This window comes from Streptomyces sp. NPDC051105 (genome assembly GCF_040682795.1).
Lineage (GTDB): Bacteria > Actinomycetota > Actinomycetes > Streptomycetales > Streptomycetaceae > Streptomyces.
Genome location: NZ_JBFBBR010000002.1, coordinates 439,061 through 460,273 on the forward strand (window position 1 = coordinate 439,061; position 21,213 = coordinate 460,273).

Annotated in this window: 18 protein-coding genes and 1 pseudogene; 7 read left to right on the top strand and 12 right to left on the bottom strand. The window is 71.0% G+C overall.

Annotated elements, in window-relative coordinates:
- Positions 1-288: 288 nt before the first annotated feature.
- From AB0N16_RS05920 to AB0N16_RS05945, 6 genes and pseudogenes are all read right to left on the bottom strand, one after another.
- Positions 289-3,054 (bottom strand): AAA family ATPase, encoded by a 2,766-nt coding sequence (locus AB0N16_RS05920; protein ID WP_365793467.1) that lies wholly within the window; start codon positions 3,052-3,054, stop codon positions 289-291.
- Positions 3,055-3,166: 112 nt separating this feature from the next.
- Positions 3,167-3,490: pseudogene (locus AB0N16_RS05925) on the bottom strand (biotin/lipoyl-containing protein); the annotation flags it as partial.
- Between the two features lie 29 nt (positions 3,491-3,519).
- Positions 3,520-6,207 carry a pyruvate dehydrogenase (acetyl-transferring), homodimeric type gene (aceE, locus tag AB0N16_RS05930; RefSeq protein ID WP_365793469.1) on the bottom strand — a complete coding sequence of 896 codons (2,688 nt, stop codon included), beginning with the start codon at positions 6,205-6,207 and terminating at the stop codon, positions 3,520-3,522.
- Positions 6,208-6,372: 165 nt separating this feature from the next.
- Entirely contained in the window at positions 6,373-6,774 is a 402-nt protein-coding gene (locus tag AB0N16_RS05935) for a hypothetical protein (protein WP_365793471.1), read from the bottom strand.
- Between the two features lie 227 nt (positions 6,775-7,001).
- The gene (locus AB0N16_RS05940) at positions 7,002-7,496 is read right to left on the bottom strand and encodes a cupin domain-containing protein (protein WP_365793473.1); all 495 of its coding nucleotides are present in this window, start codon (positions 7,494-7,496) and stop codon (positions 7,002-7,004) included.
- A gap of 123 nt (positions 7,497-7,619) precedes the next feature.
- The gene (locus AB0N16_RS05945) at positions 7,620-8,567 is read right to left on the bottom strand and encodes an alpha/beta hydrolase (RefSeq protein WP_365793475.1); all 948 of its coding nucleotides are present in this window, start codon (positions 8,565-8,567) and stop codon (positions 7,620-7,622) included.
- Positions 8,568-8,984: 417 nt separating this feature from the next.
- Between AB0N16_RS05945 and AB0N16_RS05950 the strand changes: the two genes are divergently transcribed.
- The 3 genes from AB0N16_RS05950 to AB0N16_RS05960 all read left to right on the top strand — a co-directional run bounded on the left by AB0N16_RS05950 (position 8,985) and on the right by AB0N16_RS05960 (position 11,629).
- A complete protein-coding gene (locus AB0N16_RS05950; RefSeq protein WP_365793477.1) occupies positions 8,985-9,761 on the top strand; it encodes a DUF427 domain-containing protein in 777 nt (258 codons plus the stop codon).
- Positions 9,762-9,888: 127 nt separating this feature from the next.
- Positions 9,889-10,839 carry an alpha/beta hydrolase gene (locus AB0N16_RS05955; RefSeq protein ID WP_365793479.1) on the top strand — a complete coding sequence of 317 codons (951 nt, stop codon included), beginning with the start codon at positions 9,889-9,891 and terminating at the stop codon, positions 10,837-10,839.
- Positions 10,840-10,888: 49 nt separating this feature from the next.
- On the top strand, positions 10,889-11,629 hold the full coding sequence (locus AB0N16_RS05960) for an alpha/beta hydrolase (protein ID WP_365793481.1): 741 nt from the start codon (positions 10,889-10,891) through the stop codon (positions 11,627-11,629).
- 71 nt (positions 11,630-11,700) lie between these two features.
- Here AB0N16_RS05960 and AB0N16_RS05965 read toward each other — a convergent pair whose 3' ends face one another.
- Together AB0N16_RS05965 and AB0N16_RS05970 are read right to left on the bottom strand one after the other, a co-directional pair.
- Positions 11,701-12,105, bottom strand: coding sequence for an OsmC family protein (locus AB0N16_RS05965; RefSeq protein WP_365793483.1), 405 nt, complete (start codon positions 12,103-12,105; stop codon positions 11,701-11,703).
- A gap of 158 nt (positions 12,106-12,263) precedes the next feature.
- Positions 12,264-13,001, bottom strand: a complete 738-nt coding sequence (locus tag AB0N16_RS05970; RefSeq protein ID WP_365793485.1) for an SDR family NAD(P)-dependent oxidoreductase — start codon at positions 12,999-13,001, stop codon at positions 12,264-12,266.
- A gap of 212 nt (positions 13,002-13,213) precedes the next feature.
- Between AB0N16_RS05970 and AB0N16_RS05975 the strand changes: the two genes are divergently transcribed.
- Positions 13,214-13,831 carry a helix-turn-helix domain-containing protein gene (locus tag AB0N16_RS05975; protein WP_365793487.1) on the top strand — a complete coding sequence of 206 codons (618 nt, stop codon included), beginning with the start codon at positions 13,214-13,216 and terminating at the stop codon, positions 13,829-13,831.
- 160 nt (positions 13,832-13,991) lie between these two features.
- Positions 13,992-14,714 carry an RNA polymerase subunit sigma gene (locus AB0N16_RS05980; protein WP_365793489.1) on the top strand — a complete coding sequence of 241 codons (723 nt, stop codon included), beginning with the start codon at positions 13,992-13,994 and terminating at the stop codon, positions 14,712-14,714.
- On the opposite strand, the gene AB0N16_RS05985 is transcribed toward AB0N16_RS05980, so the two are convergent.
- The 4 genes from AB0N16_RS05985 to AB0N16_RS06000 all read right to left on the bottom strand — a co-directional run bounded on the left by AB0N16_RS05985 (position 14,668) and on the right by AB0N16_RS06000 (position 19,725).
- Positions 14,668-15,657, bottom strand: coding sequence for an RNA polymerase sigma-70 factor (locus AB0N16_RS05985; protein ID WP_365793491.1), 990 nt, complete (start codon positions 15,655-15,657; stop codon positions 14,668-14,670). The genes AB0N16_RS05980 and AB0N16_RS05985 overlap by 47 nt on opposite strands.
- A gap of 244 nt (positions 15,658-15,901) precedes the next feature.
- Positions 15,902-16,648 carry an SDR family oxidoreductase gene (locus AB0N16_RS05990; RefSeq protein WP_365793493.1) on the bottom strand — a complete coding sequence of 249 codons (747 nt, stop codon included), beginning with the start codon at positions 16,646-16,648 and terminating at the stop codon, positions 15,902-15,904.
- A 116-nt stretch (positions 16,649-16,764) separates the two neighbouring features.
- Positions 16,765-18,495: an FAD-binding protein gene (locus AB0N16_RS05995; RefSeq protein WP_365793495.1), complete on the bottom strand. Its 1,731-nt coding sequence runs from the start codon at positions 18,493-18,495 to the stop codon at positions 16,765-16,767.
- Between the two features lie 333 nt (positions 18,496-18,828).
- The gene (locus AB0N16_RS06000; protein WP_365793497.1) at positions 18,829-19,725 is read right to left on the bottom strand and encodes an RNA polymerase sigma-70 factor; all 897 of its coding nucleotides are present in this window, start codon (positions 19,723-19,725) and stop codon (positions 18,829-18,831) included.
- A gap of 367 nt (positions 19,726-20,092) precedes the next feature.
- On the opposite strand from AB0N16_RS06000, the gene AB0N16_RS06005 reads away from it, so the two are divergent.
- Both AB0N16_RS06005 and AB0N16_RS06010 read left to right on the top strand, forming a co-directional pair.
- The gene (locus AB0N16_RS06005; protein ID WP_229878697.1) at positions 20,093-20,479 is read left to right on the top strand and encodes a cupin domain-containing protein; all 387 of its coding nucleotides are present in this window, start codon (positions 20,093-20,095) and stop codon (positions 20,477-20,479) included.
- A gap of 18 nt (positions 20,480-20,497) precedes the next feature.
- On the top strand, positions 20,498-21,118 hold the full coding sequence (locus AB0N16_RS06010; RefSeq protein ID WP_365793499.1) for a DUF5134 domain-containing protein: 621 nt from the start codon (positions 20,498-20,500) through the stop codon (positions 21,116-21,118).
- Positions 21,119-21,213 lie beyond the last annotated feature (95 nt).

Consider the following 21,213-nt stretch of genomic DNA (forward strand, 5'->3'; position numbering starts at 1 on the left):
GGGTCCGCCACCCCCTGGCCCCGGACGCCCCCGGGACCTGCCCCCCGGCCCCCGCGCCCCTGGGGCACGCCCCCCGGCCCCCACGCCTCGGCCCCTGGCCGGGACCGGACCTCAACGGGACCGGACCTCGACAGGACCTGCCCCGGACGGCCCGGAGCCACGGGCCACGGGGCAGAGGAGTTCGTGGGCGCACCGCGAGGCGGGGAGGCCGCCTGTGCGGCCCACGCGGGCTCCCGACTGGGCGCGGCGCGGCACGCGGATCGCACCCCCGCCGACGGCGCCGCGGGGTCAGGCGGGGGTCGCCGCCCCGCCCGGCAGCACGGCGCCCAGCTGTTTGCGGGACCGGATCCCGAGCTTCGTGAATACCTTCCGCAAATGCCACTCGATGGTGTGCGGGCTGAGGAACAGCTGCGCGCCGATCTCGAGGTTGGTCAGCCCTTCGCCGGCCAGCCGGGCGATCTGGGCCTCCTGAGGCGTGAGCGCCTCGTCGGTGCCGGTGTCGCGCCTGCGCACCGTCTCCCCGGCGGCCTCCAGCTCCCGGCGGGCGCGCTCGGCGAAGGCCTCCGCGCCGGCCCGGTCGAGGATCTCGTGGGCGCGGGCCAGCTGATCCCGGGCCTCGGCACGGCGGTTCTCGCGGCTCAGCCACTCGCCGTACAGCAGCCGGGTGCGTGCGAGCGCAGTCCGCACCGGGGTGCTCTCCAGCCGGGCGATCGCCTCCCGGTACAGGGCGTCGGCCGTGTCCCCCTCACTGATCAGGGCACGCCCCGCCGCGGAAGTGCCCGTCGCCCAGGCCGTGCCACTGGCCTGGCAGATGGTCACGAGGCGACCGGCGGCCTCGACGGCGAGGTCCCGCTGCCCGCTGCGGGCCGCCGCCTCCACCAGCTCGACCAGGGAGGAGAGGGCGAGCCCCAGCTCCTGCGGGTACTCGCAGCCCTTGGCGGCGGCGGCGCAGGCCTCCTCGTACCGCCCGAGGCCGTTGTACAGAACGGCCAGCGCCCACTGGGGAGCCGTGAGCGCCTTTCCCTCGCCGCTGAGGGTCCGGTCGCCGGTGATCGTCCCGATCGCTCGCAGCGTCTCGGTCTCGCGGCCGCGCCAGGGTTCGATCACCAACGCCCCGTAGTGTGCGAGGAAGTGGCTGCCAGTGGCCTCGCCGATCGTCACCGCTTCCGCGGCGAGCGAGTCCGCGTCGTCCAGATCACCGGCGAAGACCCGGTTCGACAGCCGCAGCAGGAGCGCCGAGGGGAGCACGGACAGCGTTCCCGTCTCCCGTGCCAGACGGACGAGCTTGGCCGACAGGGTGCTCCAGCTGTCGAAGTCCCACACGTTGTGGGCCATGCGGCAGGCGAACGGGAGCCAGCCCAGCGACTGTTCCGCTGTGAAGCCGCCGCACCGCAGCGTGTTCAGTGCGCGGCGCAGTATCGGGGCGCCCGCCGCGTAGCCGTCCGTGGTGGCCATGGCCAGGCCGTCGAGGAAGAGGTCGGTGGGTCCGGGGTGAGCCGTCGGGGGCGCGGTGCGTGCGGCCCAGGCGACCTCCTCGAGGCCGGGGCCGCTGGACACGCGGCCCGCGGTGAGGGCCGCGTAGAACGCGTCCCGGTAGGTCTCGCGCGCGGTGCCGGCGTCGAGCGGCTCGAACTCCCGGGCCGCCGTGAGCAGCAGCGGCACGGTGGCACCGGCACTGCGGGATCCGAAGGTGATCTGCCCGCGCAGCAGGCTGGCCTGGGCGTGTTGCAGATCGTCGAGCGCGCCCATCTCGGCCACGTTCAGCAGCTCGAGCGCGGCGTCGAACGCTCCGGCGAGGTACTTGGCCCGGGCCGCTGCCAGCGCTCTGCTGCGGCGGCGAGAAGGATCAGGTGTCAGCTCGGCCGCTCGTTCCAGGAAGGCCGCCGAGGCGGCGATGCCGCCACGCGCCTGCGCGCGGTCGGCCGAGCGGGCCAGTTCGTCCGCCACGGCCTCGTCGGGCTCCGCCGCGGCGCGGGCCAGGTGCCAGGCGCGGCGGTCGGGGTCGGACCGCGCATCCGTGGCCTCGGCCAGTGCCCGGTGCGCCTCCCGGCGTTCGGCCGGTCCCGCCGCGCGGTAGACGGCCGAGCGCACCAACGGGTGCCGGAACTGGACCCGTGTGCGTACTTCCAGCAGGTTCGCGGCCACCGCGGGGGAGGCCTCGCTCATGGACACGCCGAGGATGTCGGCGGCGCGGCGGAGCAGCGCGACATCGCCGACGGGCTCGGCCGCCGCGAGCAGCAGCAGCCGCCGTGTCCGCGGGGGCAGTTCCTCGACGCGCAGGCTGAAGTTGTGCTCGAGCCTGCCGATGAGCGGCCCCATCGACGGTGAGGCGTAGCCGCCCGCGAGTTCGGCCGCGGTGGCGCTGCGGGGCAGTTCCAGCAGGGCCAGCGGATTGCCGCGCGCCTCGGAGAGAATCCTGCTGCGGACCGGTTCGTCGAACCGGCCGGGAAGCACCGAGGTCAGCAGGGCGCGGGCGTCGGGCTCGCTCAGCCCCCCGAGGGTGAGCTCAGGCAGCCCTTGCAGGGCGCGTTCCCCGTCCGCCTCGCGTACAGCGAAGATCAGCCCTACGCGCTCCGCCATCAAACGCCGGGCGACGAACCCCACGATCTGGGCCGAGACGCGGTCGAGCCACTGCACGTCGTCGACGAGACAGATCAGCGGCGTCTCCTCAGCGACGTCGGCGAGCAGGCTGAGGACCGCCAGCCCCACGAGGAACCGGTCCGGGGGAGTGCCCGCGCTGAGCCCGAAGGCGGTCTCCAGGGCCGTCCGCTGCGGATCGGGGAGGTGCCCGAGGCGATCCAGGAAGGGCGCGCACAGCTGGTGCAGACCCCCGAAAGCCAGCTCCATCTCGGCCTCGACTCCCGCCGCGCGCACCACGGTGCAGTCCTCGGCGGTCTCGGCCACGTACTCCAGCAGGGCGGACTTGCCGATACCGGCCTCACCGCGCAGCACGAGGACCGCGCTGTGGCCGTCGCGCACCTTGGCCAGATGCCGGTCCAGCACCGCTCGCTCGCTCTGCCGGCCGTGCAGGAAGCCCGGATTCTTGCCTTTCATGAGCACCCCCGGGTGCGAGCGTATATATCTGGTCTTCGGCCCCACAACTCGTCTGCGCCGCTGGTCACCTGGTGGGCGAGACGCAGGGCAGTGGCGTCGTGTCGGGCGTTGGTGGAGCCGCGGCCGGCGCCGATGAGGGGGCGGGCTGCGGTGCGGTCACCGGCGCGGCCGGGGCGGCGGTGACCGCGGTCGCCGCCGACGGTTCGGCGTCGGGCGGGCCGATGACGGCGAGCTCGGCGCCCACTTCGACCGTCTCGTCCTCGCCGACGACGATGGTCAGCAAGACTCCCGTGGCGGGAGCGGGGATCTCGGTGTCCACCTTGTCGGTGGACACCTCCAGCAGCGGTTCGTCCTCCTGGACGTGCTCGCCGGGCTGCTTCAGCCAGCGGGTCACGGTGCCCTCGGTGACGGACTCGCCGAGCGCGGGAAGGGTCACGGAAACAGTCATGGCGGCGTATGGCTCCTTCAGGTGTCCAGGCCGTAGTGCTTGCGGGCGCGGTCGACGGTGCCGGGGTCCACTTGTCCGGCCCGTGCCAGCCGGTCCAGGGCCGTCACGGTGATCGATTCGGCGTCCACGCGGAAGTAGCGCCGGACGTCCTCGCGGGTGTCGGACAGGCCGAATCCGTCCGTGCCCAGTGAGTAGTAGTCCTGCTCGATCCACTGGCCGATCTGGTCGGGGACCTGGCGCATCCAGTCGCTGACGGCCAGGACCGGACCCGGCGCACCGGCGAGCGCCTCGGTCACGAAGGGCACACGTGGCTCGCCGCGCGTGCGGGTGGTGTCGGCGTCCATCGCGTCCCGGCGGAGCTCCGTCCAGGACGTCACCGACCAGACATCGGCGCGCACGTTCCAGTCGGCGGCGAGCAGTTCCTGCGCGCGCAGTGCCCAGTGGACGGCGGTGCCGGAGGCCAGGAGCTGCAGCTGAGGGCCGGACACGGCGCGGTCGCCGGGCCGGAACGGGTACAGGCCGCGGACGATGCCCTCCTCGATGCCGGGCCACGCAGGAATGGGCGGCTGGGGCTTCGGCTCGTTGTAGACCGTGAGGTAGTAGAAGACGTTCTCGGGCCGCTCCCCGAACATCCGGCGCAGGCCGTCGCGGACGATGACCGCGATCTCGAAGGCGAAGGCCGGGTCGTAGCTGACGGCCGCCGGGTTGGTGGCGGCCAGGAGGTGCGAGTGGCCGTCGCCGTGCTGGAGACCTTCGCCGGTCATGGTGGTGCGTCCGGCGGTGCCGCCGACGACGAACCCGCGGCCCATCTGGTCGGCGAGGGCCCAGAATTGGTCGCCGGTGCGCTGGAAGCCGAACATGGCGTAGAAGATGTAGAACGGGATCATCGGCTCGCCGTGGGTGGCGTACGAGGTCGCGGCGGCGGTGAACTCGGCCATGGAACCGGCTTCGGTGATGCCCTCGATGAGGAGCTGCCCGGTCTCGCTCTCCCTGTAGTGCAGCAGCTGGTCGGCGTCGACGGGGTCGTAGGTCTGGCCCTGCGGCGAGTAGATGCCGGCCGTGGGGAACATCGACTCCATGCCGAAGGTACGGGCCTCGTCAGGGATGATCGGCACCCAGCGGGAGCCGGTGCGGCCGTCCCGCATCAGGTCCTTCACCAGGCGGACCAAGGCCATGGTGGTGGCGACCTCCTGGTGGCCGAAGCCCTTGAACAGCGCCTCGAACGGCTGTGCGGTAGGCTCCGGCAGCGGCTTGGCGATCACGCGGCGCGCGGGGGCGGGACCGCCCAGCGCGGCGCGCCGCTCGCGCAGGTACCGCACCTCGGGCGAGTTCTCCCCCGGATGCCAGAAGGGGACGACGTCACCGGTGAGGGCGCTGTCGGGGACGGGCAGATCCAGCGCGTCGCGCAGCTCGCGGAACTGCGCCATGGTCAGCTTCTTCATCTGGTGGTTGGCGTTGCGGGACTCGAAGGCCGACCCGAGGGTGTGCCCCTTGACCGTCTGGGCGAGGATCACCGTCGGCGCCCCCCGGTGTTCGACGGCGGCCCGGTAGGCGGCGTACACCTTCAACGGCTCGTGCCCGCCGCGGGAATTCTCGAAGAGCTCCACCAGCTGGGCGTCGCTCAGGGTGGCGGAGAGTGAGGACAGGGTGTCTCCGACGAAGAAGTTCTTGCGTATGTAGGCGGCGTCCCGCGCGGCGAAGGTCTGCATCTGGGCGTCGGGCTCCTCGCCCAGGCGGCGCACCAGGTCGCCGGTCGTGTCCTGGGCCAGCAGCGGGTCCCAGGCCTCGCCCCACAGGGTCTTGACCACGTTCCAGCCCGCCCCGCGGAACCGGGCCTCCAGCTCCTGCACGATCTTGGAGTTGGACCGCACGGGTCCGTCGAGGCGTTGCAGGTTGCAGTTGATCACGAAGGTGAGGTTGTCCAGGCCCTCACGGGAGGCCAGCGTCAGGGCGGCTGTGGCCTCCGGCTCGTCCGTCTCCCCGTCGCCGAGAAACGCCCACACGCGGGAGGCGGAGGTGTCCTTGATGCCGCGGGCCTGCAGATAGCGGTTGAAGCGTGCCTGGTAGACGGCGCCAAGAGGGCCGAGGCCCATGGACACGGTCGGGAACTCCCACAGCCACGGCAGGCGCCTGGGGTGCGGGTAGGACGGGAGGCCGTGACCGCCGGCCTCGCGCCGGAAGCCGTCCAACTGCTGCTCGCTCAGGCGGCCTTCGAGGAACACCCGGGCGTAGATGCCCGGCGAGGCGTGCCCCTGGAGGAACAACTGGTCGCCCGAGCCGTCCTGTTCCTTGCCACGGAAGAAGTGGTTGAAGCCGATCTCATACAGCCAGGCCGCCGAGGCGTAGGTGGAGATGTGTCCGCCCAGCCCGAGCCGGGAGCCGCGGGTGACCATGGCCGCGGCGTTCCACCGGTTCAGGGCGGTGATCCTGGTTTCCATGGCGATGTCGCCGTCGAACGCCGGCTGCGCGGCCGCCGGGACGGTGTTGACGTAGTCCGTGGTGAGCAGCCCCGGCACGGACAGGCCGGCGCGGGCCGCGTACTCGTGCACGCGCCGGATCAGGTACACCGCCCGATCGGGTCCGGCGTTGCGTATGACGGCGTCGAGGGAGGCCTGCCACTCGGCGGTCTCCTCACGGTCACGGTCGGGAAGCTGGTCGAGCTCACTGCTCGACGGGGACGCGGTGGGCCGGGACGGGTCACTCATGGGCGGCCTTCCTCAAGGCATGGGGCGGGGGAGACGGGAGGGGGTGGTGGATGCCGCGGGCCGTCCGACGGTGCGGCGTGGGTGGATCAGCGGTCTTTGAGCCACTGGGCCACCGTGTGACGGCCAGATGGGCGTCCGGTCCGGGCGTCAGGGTCCGCTCCCCGATCAGGGCACCGAAGAGGCGCGCACCAGGGAATACGGCAGTGCGCAGCGGCGGACGAGGTCCTCCTGTACGGCCTGGGCCCGGAGGTAACCCGGGGCGACGCTGTCGGCGCCCACGGCGGCCGGGGCCACGCAGTGCTCGACGCCGGCCTCCCCGGCGGCAATCAGCAGGCCGCGGGTGGTGTCGCCGAAGATCGCCGTGCTGACCTCCTGCTGTCGCGGGGGCGCGTCGGTGACGTTCACCAGGATCTGCGCACCGCGCTGTGCTCGGCGCAGAGCGTGTGCGTCACCGGCGCTGACGCCCAGGGCGCGGGTGAGGGGCACCACCTGCGCCCCGTGGTCCCGCAGACGGGTGACCGATCTCGAGCCGATCCGTCCCGTGGCGCCTGCAACGACGACTTTCATGCGGTCTCCTTTGCCGGGGTCGGGACGGTCGGGCGTGACGGCCAGGACGTGCTGAGAGGGCGGCGGCGAGGTCGGATACGCCCGCGCGCCCCGCCTTGTTGACCGGACGAAAGGTGTTGTTGTGACAAGCTGCCCGTTACCCGAACCTGGGCCGTCCCGACGGCGGGCGTCCCGCGACCACGACCGCGGGGAGGACGCGGGTGCCGCGGGACACCGGAGGGGTGGACCTACTCCACGAAGTAGGAGTCGTGCCGGTCGAAGAACGCGGAGCGCTCCTCCTCCGAGGCGTGCGCCAGCTGCGACACCTGCTCGAAGTACTCCTCGCGCGGCGCGCCCGGTGTGAACAGCAGGAGCATGTCCGCCGGTGCGTCGGAGTCGTTGCGGAAGGCGTGCAGCCCTCCTTGCGGCACGTGCAGGAAGTCGCCCTTGCGGGCGTCCACCCAGCGCTCACCGTCGAAGACGCGCACGGTGCCGTCCAGGATGTAGAACGACTCCGAGATCCGCTTGTGGAAGTGCGTCTTCGGGCCGCCGGCCCTCGGCCTCATCTCGACGCGGTACAGCCCGAACTCGCCGCGGGTGGTCGTGGTGGTGGCCAGATAGTGGGTGGCGTCCTTGCCCGGCCCGCTCTCGCCGAGGTCGGCTGGGGTGTCGGCAGGCCGGAACACGGCGCTGACCTCGCCGTTGTCTCCGAAGTACTGCTGTTCCGGGTAGGGGTACGACATGGTGGTTTCCTTTCCTGAGGCAGTCAGGCGGCCGCGTGCCCGCCCGCACTCGATGTGACCGGTGGGCACGGTCCGATGTGACGTCGGCGCGGCGATGGGCCGCGGTGAGCGCGCGGTCGGGTGTCAGCGGGTGAGGCAGTCGTGGCGGGGATGTCCCCGTCGCAGGGCCCGTACGTCCCGTACCGCCGCGGCGAATGCCTCGGGGCGTTCCTGCGGCAGGTTGTGGCCGGCGTCCGCGACCTGAAGGTGCAGGCGGGGGCCGGTGAAGTGGTGAGCGGTCGATGACCCGTCGGTCGCCGGGAAGTTGCCGTCGGCGGTGCCGTCCAGGGTGACCGTGGGGACGGTGATCGGAGGAAGGCCGGCGAGGTGGGCTTCCAGATCGGCGTACGCGTCCGCGCCCGGTGCCAGGCCGAGCCGGTGCCGGTAGGAGTGGATGACGACGTCGACGTAGTCCGGATTGGTGAAGGCCTCAGCGGCCCGCTCCAGTTCGGCTTCGCCGAATGCCCACACGGGGGAGTTGCGTTTCCAGATGACCCGGGCGACGCCCCGTGGATCGGCTGCCAGTCCGGTGCGGCCGCGCTCGGTGAGGAAGTAGTAGAAGTACCAGAAACCCGCCTCCAGTTCGGGGGAGATGGGGTTTATGGCGGCGCCGATGTCCTGGATCAGGTAGCCGTTGACGCAGACCAGGCCGAGGACCCGTTCGGGCCACAGCACCGCGGCGACCGTGGCCGCGCGACCGCCCCAGTCGTAGCCGGCGAGGTAGGCCCGCTCGATGCCGAGGGCGTCCAGGAGTGCGATCACGTCGGCCCCCAGGGCCGCCTGCTGGCCGGAACGGGGAAGAGAGTCGGACAGGAATCTGGTGGGGCCGTGCCCTCGCAGGTGGGGGACGATGACCCGGAATCCGCCCTCGGCCAGCAGGGGGGCCACGTCCACGTAACTGTGGATGTCGTAGGGGAAACCGTGCAGAAGGACGACGGTGTCACCGTCGGGGGAGCCCGTCTCGTAATAGGCGACTTCGAGCACGTCCGTCGTGACGCGTCGCAAGGGGGCGAGCAGGGGCAGGGCTGACATGCGAATCCTCCGACGAAGGAGCGGTGGGGGAGGGGAGCCGCGGTTCCGGTCGGGCGCGGCTGGGGGTGCCGGGTGGTGTGGCCGGGCGCGTTTCCGGGCCCGGCCGCCGCCGGGGTCCGGCCCTCGGCGACAGTGTGCACAGTGTGCATGAGAGGGCTGTCTTGTTAGTGTCATGAGTGTTGGCGCCATAACGGGTGCGCGTGTGCACGGCGTGATCTCCTATCCAGGGGGACTGTCTCCCCGCACAGACCGGCCTTCGCCACTTGCTGTGACAGTGAAGCAAGCGCTGCTCAGCGCTGTCGGCGCCGGACGAACCCCGCGGTCCGTGACGGCCCGCGGGCGTCCCGGGCGCACACACTCTCTCTCCGTGTCCGGTCCGAACGGGCGCGGAACCTCCGACCGACCTAGGTGATGACCATGGAAACCGAAAGTGTTCTGCATCCGAGCTTCCTCGTGCCCGTCGGGCACGTGGAGCCGGTGCCCCGCCGTATCAGGGGCGTGATCGGCGGCCGCACCGTCTTCGACACGCGGCGCGCCCTGTACGTCTGGGAGTGGCAGGCCTATCCGCAGTTCAGCATCCCGGTGCGGGACCTCGTCGACGGCGTCCTCGACGACGAAGGGATCGCGGAGGAGCACGGTGCGGGCACGGCGCACCGGCACACTCTGTCCGTGGGCGGGGACTCGCGCCCCGGGGCCGCCTGGGTGTGGGGGAAGGACGCCCCGGCGCCCCTCCAGGGCACGGTGCGCTTCGAGTGGCCGGCCATCGACTACTGGTTCGAGGAGGACGAACCCGTCTTCGTCCACCCCAGGAGCCCGTACTCGCGTGTGGACGCCGTGCGTTCCTCCAGCAGCGTCCGCGTGGAGCTGGAGGGCGTGGTCCTGGCGGAGGCGCCGGCGTGCGTCAAACTCTTCGAGACCGGCCTGCCGACGCGCTACTACCTCGACCGCGCGCACGTCGACTGGACCCGACTGCGGCGGACCGACACGGTGACCCGCTGCCCGTACAAGGGAACGACGAGCGGCTATTGGTCGTTCGACGGCGCCACCACCGCGCACGAGGACATCGCCTGGGCGTACGACTTCCCGACCATCCACGCCCACCGCATCGCGGGCCTGACGGCCTTCTACAACGAGCACGTCGACCTCTTCGTGGACGGCGAGCCACTGCCGAAGCCCGGCGCACTCCGTTCCTAGCCCCTGCTCCGGTGTCCGGTCCCGGGCGGCGCTCGACTGCCCGGGACCTTTTGGTGTCACACATCTGCTGCGAGCCCGGTCCCATGGTGTGAAAAGTCCTCCTTGACCGCCAGAGAAGGAACACACCATGAGCGACATCGTTCTCGAACCCGCCGCGCAGGATTTCGCCGACGCGACCGCCAAGCCGCCGCTGCTGTACGAGCTCGGGGTCGAGGGCGCGCGCAAGCTGCTCGACGACGTGCAGGCGCAGCCCATCGAGAAGCCCGACGTGGACGAGAAGTGGATCACCGTTCCGGCGGAGGTCGGTGAGGTGCGGGTGCGCATCCTCAAGCCCGTCGGCAGCTCCGGCCCCCTGCCCGTCATCCTCTACGTGCATGGCGGCGGCTGGATCCTCGGCAACGCCGGCACGCACGACCAGCTCGTGCGCGAGCTGACCGTCGGGGTGAACGCCGCCCTGGTCTTCGTCGAGTACGACCGCTCCCCGGAGGCCAGGTACCCGGTCGCCATCGAGCAGGCCTACGCGACCGCCCGGTGGATCACCACCGAGGGCGCCGGCGAAGGGCTCGACGCCTCCCGCCTGGCCGTCGCCGGTGACTCGGTCGGCGGCAACATGACCGCCGCGCTGACCCACATGGCCAAGCAGCGGGGCGACGTGGCCTTCGTGCACCAGTCGCTGTACTACCCCGTCACCGACGCGGCCCAGGACACCGAGAGCTACCGGACCTTCGCGCACGGCCCGCATCTGACGGCCAAGGCCATGGAATGGTTCTGGGACGCCTACACCACCGACCCCGCCGAGCGCGCCCAGATCACCGCCTCGCCGCTGCGGGCGACGCTGGAAGACCTCCGGGACCTGCCGCCGGCGCTTGTCGTCGTCGACGAGAACGACGTGCTGCGCGACGAGGGCGAGGCCTACGCCCGCAAGCTCGTCCAGGCCGGTGTGCCGACGACCAGCATCCGCTACAACGCCTCCCTGCACGACTTCATGATGCTGAACACGGTCCGCCGCACCCAGGCGTCGACCGCCGCGATCGAGCAGGCCGTCCACGTGCTGCGCAAGGCTCTCGGAACTGACTGACACCGCACACCCGACCACATTCCCCCGGCACGTCGAAAGGCCGTTTTCCATGAGTGCACACAAGCCCACCATCGTCCTCGTACACGGCGCGTTCGCGGACGCCTCCAGCTGGAACGGCGTCGTCGGCAAGCTGCTCGCGCACGACTATCCGGTGATCGCCCTCGCCAATCCGCTGCGCGGACTGACCACCGACGCCGACTACGTCCGGCAGGTCGTGACGTCCGTCGAGGGCCCCGTCGTCCTCGTCGGCCATTCCTACGGCGGATCCGTCATCAGCAACGCGGCCAAGGGACTGCCCGAGGTCACGGCGCTCGTCTTCGTCGCGGCGTTCCTGCCGGAGGAGGGCGAGAGCGCCGTCACCCTGTCGGGCAAGTTCCCCGGCAGCACCCTCGGCGACACGCTCCGGCCCGTGCCGGTGACGCTGCCCGACGGCAGGCAGGTCATGGACCTGTACATCGAACAGACCAAGTTCCACGCTCAGTTCGCCGCTGACGTCCCCGAGGAGATCACGGCCGTCATGGCCGCGACACAGCGACCGGTGGCCGATGCCGCGCTGGCGGAGGGCGCGTCCGCGCCCGCGTGGCGCGACATTCCCTCCTGGGTGCTGGTGGCGGACGGGGACCGGAACATCCCCCCGCAGGTGCAGACCTACATGGCCGAGCGGGCCGGGGCCTCGGTCATGAAGGTCTCCGCCTCCCACGCGGTCAGCGTCTCGCGCCCCGGTGACGTGGCCCGTCTGATCAACGAGGCGGCGCAGGCGACCGCCGGAGCGCCGGAGGCCCGCGCCTGACGGACGCGGGGTGCGGGGTCCGGCTTCACGGCCGGACCCCGCACCCCGCGTTCTTGCGTGAGCCTGACGCGTCACGGCAGCGGTGCGGGCTCCGCGAGCAGAGTAGGCACCGTGATGATCGTGACGTCCTTGGTCAGCAGCCGATGGACAGGACAGCGTCCCGCGACCGCCAGGAGCTGGTCCCGCTGCGCGGGCGTCAACTCCCCGAGGAGTCCGATGTTCTTGACCACCTGCCCCTGTGCGCCGAAGCGGACCGCGACATCCACCCGGTCCAGCGGCCATTCGTGGCGCTGAGCGTAGGCCCGCACCGCCATGGACGTGCACGCTCCGAGCGCGGCCAGGAGGAGTTCGCCCGGGGTGGGGCCGGTGTCGCTGCCGACGGGCTCCGGCTCGTCGGCTGTCAGGCGGTGTGTGCCGATCGCCACGGAGCGCGCGAGCTGCTTTCCTTCGGCCACGGTAACGATGCGCGTGTTCATGCTTGCCTCTCAGCCGAGGTACGGGCAGAGGCACGACTTGTGCCTCCCGAAGCTCAGACCGTGCGGGGCGCCCGACTGTGACGGCCGGCGTGCCCGTACTCGGCTGCAAGCAGGGGGTGCGGGGCTGCGGTTGCCGCCCCGCGGGTGATCAGGGGTGATCAGCGGGACTGGTCGGTGGGGCGTACGAGGATCTCGTTGACCGCGACGTGGTCGGGCTGTGTGACGGCGTAGACCACCGCGGCCGCGATGTCTTCCGGCTGAAGGGTCCGCATCGACTCGGCCATGGTCTTGACCGCGGCACGACCGATGGGGTCCGTGATGTGGTCGGCCAACTCGGTCGACACGAAGCCCGGCTCCACGACGACGACGCGGACCCCCTGCTCGGTCACCTCCTGGCGCAGCGCCTCGGCGAAGGCGTTGACGCCGAACTTGGTGGCGGAGTAGACCGCGGCGCCGGCCGAGGAGACTCGGCCCGAGGTGGAGGAGATCTGGACCACCGCGCCGCGGGAGCGCAGCAGGTGGGGGAGCGCGGCGTGCACCGTGTACATGGAGCCCATCAGATTGGTCTCCACCATGCGGGTCCATTCCGCGGGATTGGCGTCAAGGACGGGGCCGGTGAGCATGATGCCGGCGTTGTTCACGACGATGTCGAGGGTGCCGAAGCGTTCGACGGTCCGGTCGACGGCCTTGCGCACCGACTCGGGGTCGCTCACGTCCATGTCCAGGACGAGGATCTCCCCGGGCGCTTCCTGCGCCAGTGCTTCGAGCCGGTCGGTCCTGCGGCCGCCGACGGCCACGGTGGCCCCCGCCTTCGACAGCGCCAGTGCGGTCGCCCTGCCGATGCCGGACGAGGCGCCGGTGACAAGGACGATCTTGGGGTCGAGAACGGAACTCATGTCAACTCCGAAAGGGGCAGTGGGGTGAGACGGGCAGGCCGTGTCGTGTGCGAGGACTGGACAGGGCGGCCCGAGAAGGTGACCGAGGGGTCACGTTGTGCCCAGCGTAACACTGAAAATGACCCGCGAGTCATGTTCAGTGTTAATGTTGTGACACTCAGAGGGAGGCGTCATGGCCGGGAGAACAGCGGCAGTGCAGGCCAGGGCCGACAGTGTGCGCAATCGACAGCTGGCTCCTGCGAGCGGCCACCGAGGCCTTCGCCGAATGCGGGGTGGATGCGTCGATGCACACGATCGCCCAGCGGGCCGGCGTTGCCAAGGGCACGGTGTTCAGGCACTTCCCGACGAAGGACGACCTTCTCGCGGCGATCATGATGCGGCTGCTCGACCGGCTGCTCGAGACGGCGGACCGGCTCCTGCGCGCCGATGACGCCGGCCGTGCGCTGAAGGACTTCATGGGACACGGAATCGGCCTGCTCGCCGCCGACCGCGCGTTCTGCGACGTCATCGGCCGGCCCTCGCTGCAGTACGCGAACGTACGTGAGGCCATCGACCGGCTCTGCGACACGGTCGAGGACCTCACAGCCCGGGCCAGAGAACAAGAAGCCGTCCGCGGTGACATCACCGGAACCGACATCGTGCTGCTCCTCGGCGGCATCCACCAGACCGCCCAGCCGCTGCTGGACCGTGAACCGCGGGCGTGGGAACGCTTCCTGGAGATCGCGTTCGACGGACTGCGGGCCCGTGACCGCGCGGCCCTGCCGCATCCGCCCCCCGCCCAGCTGCGGATGGCGGACCCGTCGGGCGTCTCCGCGCCGACGAAGACGTGACACTAAGTGGCACATCATCGGTGTGTTGTGACATCATGCCGCAGCTTCTGTCTTGATCAGGCCGGTCGACCAGCCGGGTACGGACGGGGGCGGGTAACGTCTGAGTCATGCCGTCGCGGCGGCTGCGGCTCCGCAATCTCGTCGGCGTGGGGGTCGCTCCATGGATCATGTCGTTGGCGCGGTACCGCTCGCCGAGTCGCTTGACGAACGGCGGCACCTGCTGGACGTCGCCTGCCGCGCGCTCGGCAGCCGCGTCGCGGCCGAACGCGTCGTCGACGAGGCCTACCGGCGGTGGTACCGCCTTACCGATCCGGAGCGGGTCCGGATGCCGTCCCCCCGCGTCTGGCTCACCCAGGTCGTGGACGAGGCGTGTCTGATGCGACCGGCGTCGGCCTGGCGCGGCGGGGAGGAACGGGAGATCCAGGCCCTGCGAGCGTTGTGCGGCGAGGACGTGGCACCGGTCGAGCGGGCCCTGTTGAGTGTGGGGGCGCGGCGAGCGCGGCCTGTGTCGGCGCGTCGCGAGCATGAGATCACTGTTGCCGTGCGGCAGGCGTGCAGCGTTCAGGACGGCCCCCGACTGCGGTCGCTGCTGGCCCCCGATGCGACGGCCTTCTTCGACAGCGGCGGCAAGATCCGGGCGCTGACCAGGCCTGTCCGCGGCGACGAGCAGGTCGCCCGCAGCCTGTTGGTCCTGCTGGCCGGACAGCGGCGTGTGACGCTGTGCACCGGATCGGTCAACGGGCGCACCGGCCTCGTCGCCCGGTGCGACGACCAGGTCGCTGCCGTGCTGACCCTCGACATCGCGGACTCGCTGGTCGTTCAGGTCTGGGCCGTTCTCAATCCCGACAAGCTGCGTAGCTGGAACCGTTCCCTTCCCGGGTGAGCTCACGTGTCACGGCGTCCACGGGACGCGAGGGCAGGGACGCGCGGTGGGCGCGGGATCCGAGGAAGGCGGCGATCTTGTCGGAGGTGAACACCCACAGAACCCGGTGGATCCCCCGCCGTGTGGCGGCGATGGTCATGAAGGTGGCGGGCCGGCCGTCCCGGTACAGCAGAACCCCGGCGCGCCCGTTGGCCTGCACGGGTGCGATCTCGACCGTCGGCCAGAAGCGTGACGAGGCGGTCGACAGGTTCGCCACCCGGGCACGACCGACCACGGGTACGCGGGCCGCACCGCGCAGCCCGTTGCCGTCGGACAGACTGACCACGTCGGGCGTCAGGAGCGCTTCCAGCGAGGCCACGTCCCCTTCCTGGGCGGCCGCGACGAAAGCATCGAGCAGTCTGCGGTGCTCCTGGATGTCGACACTGTCCCGCGCGTCGTCCGTGAGGTGCCTGCGCGCCCTGCTCACGATCTTCCTGGCGTTGACCGGGGTGAGGCGCAGTATCTCCGCGATCTCCGAGTAGCCGTACTCGAAGGCCTCCCTCAGCACGTAGGCGGCGCGTTCGGTGGGTGTGAGCTTCTGCAGCACGAGGAGCAGGGCGAGTTCCAGGGCCTCGGCGCGTTCAGCGCCGGCCACCGGGTCAATGCTGGTGTCGATGGGCTCGGGCAGCCAGGGCCCGATGTAGGTCTCGCGGCGCACGCGGGCGGACTGCGCCACGTTGATGGCCAGCCTCGTCGTCGTGGTCGACAGGAACGCCGCAGGGCTGACCACCGCCGAACGGTCGGTCCGCTGCCAGCGCAGCCACGCCTCCTGCACGACGTCCTCGGCTTCCGTCACGCTGCCCAGGACGCGGTAGGCGATACCGAAGAGCCGGGGCCGCAGTTCCACGAAGGTGGTGACGGCCTCGGCGAGGTTCCCGTCCGCGGGAGGTGCCTCTGGATACATGTCCCTCTGACTCCGTTCCTCCGGGGCCCGGGTTGTCGGAATGCGGCCACGAGGCGCTCACAGACCCGGCGATCGTCTCCCCCCAACGACCGAGGGACCAAGGACGCTGTGACAGTGCTTTTTGGAGCACTTTCAGCGGCGTGGATGCGGAATCGGCTATGCGCGCCGGCTGATCTACGGCGCCGTACAAAAAATAGGCATGTCGTTCCACGGGGCGTGGAACGACATGCCCAGGAAAACGCGCCTACTGCTGCTGGGCGAGCCAGTCGACGAAACGGGTCTCGCCGATGCGGGCGTCAGGGCCGGGAAGCAGCGTGGTCTCCTGCAACTGGGCCCCGAAGTACGGAGCGTGCACGTCGGCGACGACCGTACGCGCGTCGTTCTTGGCGGCCAGACCCTTGCGGATCAGCTCGTCCAGCTGGAAGGTGTCGGGACCGGCCACCTCGACCACACCGTTGACCGGCGTGCCCACGGCGGTGCGGCCCACGGTGGCGGCGACGTCGTCCGAATGGACGGGCTGGATCTTCACCGGGGCCAGCTTGACGGTGTCACCTTCGGTCGCCGACTCGGCGATGCCCTTCATGAACTCGAAGAACTGCGTGGCATGCACGATCGACCACGGGATCCCGGAGGCCTTGATCAGTTCCTCCTGTGCCTGCTTGGCACGGAAGTAGCCGCTCTCCTGGAGCCGTTCCGTACCCACCACCGACAGGGCGACGTGGTGGGTGACACCGGCGTTCGCCTCAGCCTTGAGGAGGTTGTTGGTGGAGGTACGGAAGAATTCCATGACGGCGTCGTCTGCGAAGGAGGGCGAGTTGGAGACGTCGATCACGACGGCCGCGCCCTCCAGCACCTCGGCCAGGCCCTCGCCCGTCAGCGTGTTGACGCCGGTGTTCGGGGCGGCCGCCACCGCCTCGTGGCCGTGTTCGTTGAGCTTGCTGACGACCTTCGAGCCGATCAGTCCGGTGCCGCCGATCACTACGACCTTCATGGGGACGTTCCTTTCACTCATTCTTATCTGCGCCTGCACGAGGTATGACCGGGAATTGATCGGCGCTGTGACACCTTTCTCGAAATTCCGGAATCTTCTCCCGGGCAGGGTGATTCCTATTCGACGAGCTTTCCGTCCGCCGAGACGTCCTCCATCAGAGCCGCGATCTCGTCGGGGACAGGGCTGATGGGCTCGCGGGTGATGCCGTCGGCCGGGGACCAGACGAGGTTCACCTGCAGCGCGGGATCCATGTCGGGGTAGTCGCTGCGGTTGTGGCATCCGCGCGTCTCGCGCCTCTCCAGCGCCGCCTCCAGTGTGGCCCTCGCCGCCAGTGCCGAGGACTTGAGGTCAAAGGCGTGGGCGAGGTCCTGGAAGCCCGCGATGTCCGGATGGACGCCGACGTTCTCCATGCGCTTCTCGATGGCGTCCAGCTCCGCCAGCCCGGTGCGCAGCCCCTCCTCGTGACGGACCACGCCCGCGTGCTCGGTCATGGTGTTGCGGATCGCGCGCTGCAGGGCGCGCACGTTCTCAGGTCCGTCCGCGGCGAGCAGGTCGTCGACCTCCCCGCGCGCCTGGGCCACCGCGGCGGCCGAGCGCGGCTGCGAGGTCAGGGACTCCGAGTAGGCGGCGGCCGCCTGTCCGGTGATGCGGCCGTACACCAGCAGCTCGATGAGGCTGTTGCCGCCGAGCCGGTTGGCGCCGTGCAGTCCGCTGGAGGCCTCACCGATGGCGTACAGGCCCCGCACGTCCGTGCTGTGGTCCTCGGGGCGGACCCACACACCGCCCATCGAGTAGTGCGCGGTGGGCGCGACCTCGATGGGATCCCGGGTGATGTCCAGCATCTGCAAGTCCAGCAGTGTCTGGTAGACGCGGGGAAGCCGGTTCATGATGGTCTGCCGAGGCAGGTGGGAGACGTCGAGCCACACCCCGCCGTTGGGCGTGCCGCGGCCTTCCTTGATTTCGGTGTAGGAGGCGAGGGCGACACGGTCGCGTGTGGACAGCTCCATGCGTACGGGGTCGTAGCGGTTCATGTACCGCTCGCCGAGCGCGTTGCGCAGGATGCCGCCCTCGCCGCGGGCTGCCTCGCTCACCAGGGTCCCGGCCGCGTTCTCCGGCTCGATGATGCCGGAGGGGTGGAACTGGACGAGTTCCGGGTCGCGCAGCCGGGCTCCTGCCTCCGCGGCCAGCCGGAAGGAGTCGCCGGTGTTCTCGTCGCGCCGTGAGGAGGTGCGCCGCCAGATCCGGGTGTGGCCGCCGGCCGCGAGGATGACGGCGTCCGCGTGCACGAGGTAGCGCCTGCCGTCGGCAAGGCCGAAGCCGTAGGCGCCGAAGACGGCGCCGTCGTGGACGAGGAGACGGGTGATGTAGACGTTGTCGAGCACCGGTATGTCCAGCTGGTTCGCGCGCCGGACGAGCGTGCGCTGGATCTCCAGGCCCGTGTAGTCGCCCGCGAAGGCGGTGCGGCGGAACTTGTGGGCGCCGAAGAAGCGCTGGGAGATCCGGCCGTCCTCCTCCCGGGCGAAGGCCATGCCGTAGCGCTCCAGGTCGTCGATGCCGAGGGCGGCTCCCCGGGTGACGATCTCGGCGGTGCGGGGGTCGCCGAGGAGGTAGCTCTCCTTGAGGGTGTCGGCGGCGTGCTGCTGCCAGGTGTCCTCGGGGTCCATCGTGGCCAGGGCCGCATTGATCCCGCCGGCGGCGAGAGAGGTGTGGGTGTCCTCCTTGGGGCGCTTGCCGACTGCGAGGACATCGACGCCGGCCTCGGCCAGCTCGATGGCCGCGCGCAGGCCCGCTCCGCCGGTGCCGATCACCAGCACTGTGGTGGAAAGACGTTGTTCGGTGGCAACCACGATTGCTCCCATCGCTCGGGGTGGTCACCTGCTACGACCAGGTGCAGTGACGGTTTGTGACACCGCCGCCCCGGCCCGGGCCCGCCTGTCGGTGTCACACCCCGGCGGCCGGGCCGGTCATACCGCACACCGGCCGGCCGCACGAAGGCCGTGCGGCCCGCAACCGCCGGCCGGCGAAGGGGAGGTGGGAGGCCGTCGACGCCGACCTGTGGTTCCCGTGGTGAACCGCCCGGGCCGGTGGGTGAACCGCCCGGGCCGGTGCGGCGGGCCGGGCCCGGGGCGTGCGGCGGACCGGCGGGTCAGACACCCAGGGACGGCGTGCAGGGGTGCGGGTCAGGCCCCCAGGGACAGGACGTAGGGGTTCAGCTTGACCGGGTTCATCACCCACATGATGCGCTCGATGCCGGCCTCGGACGCGTCCACGCACAACAGGGCCACCGGGGCGTCGTCCCGTGCGACGAGCACGGCGGGCCGGCCGTTGGCCTCGACGAACCGGGTCTCGGCATCCGGCCAGAACCGCGGGGCGAAGGCAGCCAGGTACCGCGAGACGTGATCGCGGCCGATGACGGGGATCCTGGACGCGCCGCGGATGCCGCCACCGTCCGAATAGCTGACGACGTCCGAGGTCAGCAGGTCCTCCAGGGTGGAGAGATCTCCCGTGCGCGCGGCGGAGAGGAAGCCTTCGAGCAGACGCCGGTGGGCCGCGGGGCTGACGCGCTCCTTGCGCTCGGCGCCCAGGTGCTTGCGCGCCCGGCTGACCAGCTGCCGAGCGTTCGCGTCGCTGGTCTCCAGGATGTCGGCGACCCGCTGGTAGGGGTAGTCGAACGCCTCCCGCAGCACGTAGGCGGCGCGTTCGATCGGGTTGAGCTTCTCCATCAGCAACAGCACCGCCAGCTCGACCGCCTCGGCGCGTTCCGCCCCCAGGTGCGGGTCCTGGGTGGTGTCGACCGGCTCGGGGAGCCAAGGCCCGACGTAGGACTCCCGACGTACCCGCGCGGACTGGGCCAGGTTGATCGCGAGCCGGGTGGTGACCGTGGTCAGGAAGGCGGCTGGTTCATGGATCTGCGCGCGGTCGGTGTTCTGCCAACGCAGCCAGGTGTCCTGGACGATGTCCTCGGCCTCGACCGCACTGCCGAGGATGCGGTACGCGATGCCGAACAACCGGGGTCTGGCCGAGAGGAAGTCGTCGAGACCGTGGTCGAACGGGTCGGGGTGGGCGCCGGCGCGCATGGGTCGTCCCTTCTGGCTTTGCGCCCTACATGCTACGCGCGAAAGGGAAAGGTACGCGCTGCGGGCCACATCTGCTCACGCTATCTCTTCCGCGATCCCCGGTCACACGGTGCAATCGCCGCGCCCGATCCGCCAGATTTGCCCCCGGACCGCTGCCCGCCCCATGCGCCGGAAGACAGCGGACGACCGGTGAAAGGACTGTGTGAGGAGGCCGGTTGTCACACCTGCGCCCCGTCCCCGGTCACCAGTGAGGAACGATGTTCAAGCCTACGGAAGGTGCAACACAGTGTCGGACAACATGACAGCACACGACCACTCCGCCCACGGCCACCACGGGCACGGCGACCAGGAGGGGACCGCCGGCTGGATGACGGCGGCGAAGGTGCTCCAGGACGCCGCACCGATCACCGTCCCGGAGGGGGCGTCGGCGATGACCATTCTCGTCGAGTGGGAGCCGGGCGACCCGGGCACGCCCCCGCACCGGCACTCCGGCCCCGCCTTCGGCTACGTCGTCGAGGGCGCGGTCCGTTTCGAGCTCGAGGGCGAGCCCGAGCGCGTGGTGGAGGCGGGCGGCACCTTCTGGGAGCCCGGCGGAGACGCCATCCACTACCAGGACGGCAACGCGCTTTCCGACGCGCGGACCCGGTTCGTGGTGACCATGATGTGTGCTCCGGGCAAGCCCATGCTGGAACTGGTCGACGAGAAGGAACTGGCGGAGCGCGCCCACCTGCGGGCACCGCGCCCCACCGCCTGACCGGGCACGGGACCCGGCATGGGCACGCCCGTCGTCCTGGTGCACTGCCTGCTGACGCTGCTGTTCGTGGTGGTGCTCCTGCTTGGGCCGGCGTGGGGCGTCGGCTCCCCCGGGACCGGGTTCGGTGTCCGGGTGGACCGGCTGCTGGCCGCCGCCATGGCCGTGTCCATGGCGGCGATGCCCTGGATCGATGTCCGCGCGGGGCCCGCTGCCGTCGCCGGCGGTGTCTTCACCGCCGGCGCGGTGTGGTTTCTCCTGCCTGTCGGCCGTCGGGAGGCCGGGAGGAGGGCGGCGATGACCCACCGGCTGCCGCACGCGGCCGGTACGGCCGCGATGGCCTGGATGCTGCGCGTGCCGCACACCGGGACCGGACCGGCGCACGCACACCTCGGGTCGGCTGCGCACTCCACCGGGCCCGGCGCTCTCGGCGCTGGTGTCCCCCTCGCCGGCTCCGTGATCACGCTGTCGCTGGCGTCCTGTCTGCTGGCGTATGCGCTGTGGTCGCTGACCCGCCCCATGCCCTCGCTGCGCTCGGCCGTGAGCGCGGCGCGCCGGGCCGCGGCGGCGACGCCGGCGCGGCACGTGGGCGAAGGGGCGATGGCGCTCGGGACGGCCGTGATGCTGGTCCTGCCCCACTGAGGGCCGGGGGCGAAAAAACGGGCGCGCGCCCGGCACGGCGAAGGCGCGGTGGCCCGCGGTCATGCGCTGCGTGACCGCGGACCACCGCGCCGGAC

Coding starts and splice junctions, on each gene's coding strand:
- AB0N16_RS05920 (WP_365793467.1), bottom strand. CDS start 3,054: ATGAAAGGCAAGAATCCGGGCTTCCTGCACGGCCGGCAGAGCGAGCGA.
- aceE (WP_365793469.1), bottom strand. CDS start 6,207: ATGAGTGACCCGTCCCGGCCCACCGCGTCCCCGTCGAGCAGTGAGCTC.
- AB0N16_RS05935 (WP_365793471.1), bottom strand. CDS start 6,774: ATGAAAGTCGTCGTTGCAGGCGCCACGGGACGGATCGGCTCGAGATCG.
- AB0N16_RS05940 (WP_365793473.1), bottom strand. CDS start 7,496: ATGTCGTACCCCTACCCGGAACAGCAGTACTTCGGAGACAACGGCGAG.
- AB0N16_RS05945 (WP_365793475.1), bottom strand. CDS start 8,567: ATGTCAGCCCTGCCCCTGCTCGCCCCCTTGCGACGCGTCACGACGGAC.
- AB0N16_RS05950 (WP_365793477.1), top strand. CDS start 8,985: ATGGAAACCGAAAGTGTTCTGCATCCGAGCTTCCTCGTGCCCGTCGGG.
- AB0N16_RS05955 (WP_365793479.1), top strand. CDS start 9,889: ATGAGCGACATCGTTCTCGAACCCGCCGCGCAGGATTTCGCCGACGCG.
- AB0N16_RS05960 (WP_365793481.1), top strand. CDS start 10,889: ATGAGTGCACACAAGCCCACCATCGTCCTCGTACACGGCGCGTTCGCG.
- AB0N16_RS05965 (WP_365793483.1), bottom strand. CDS start 12,105: ATGAACACGCGCATCGTTACCGTGGCCGAAGGAAAGCAGCTCGCGCGC.
- AB0N16_RS05970 (WP_365793485.1), bottom strand. CDS start 13,001: ATGAGTTCCGTTCTCGACCCCAAGATCGTCCTTGTCACCGGCGCCTCG.
- AB0N16_RS05980 (WP_365793489.1), top strand. CDS start 13,992: ATGGATCATGTCGTTGGCGCGGTACCGCTCGCCGAGTCGCTTGACGAA.
- AB0N16_RS05985 (WP_365793491.1), bottom strand. CDS start 15,657: ATGTATCCAGAGGCACCTCCCGCGGACGGGAACCTCGCCGAGGCCGTC.
- AB0N16_RS05990 (WP_365793493.1), bottom strand. CDS start 16,648: ATGAAGGTCGTAGTGATCGGCGGCACCGGACTGATCGGCTCGAAGGTC.
- AB0N16_RS06000 (WP_365793497.1), bottom strand. CDS start 19,725: ATGCGCGCCGGCGCCCACCCCGACCCGTTCGACCACGGTCTCGACGAC.
- AB0N16_RS06005 (WP_229878697.1), top strand. CDS start 20,093: ATGACGGCGGCGAAGGTGCTCCAGGACGCCGCACCGATCACCGTCCCG.
- AB0N16_RS06010 (WP_365793499.1), top strand. CDS start 20,498: ATGGGCACGCCCGTCGTCCTGGTGCACTGCCTGCTGACGCTGCTGTTC.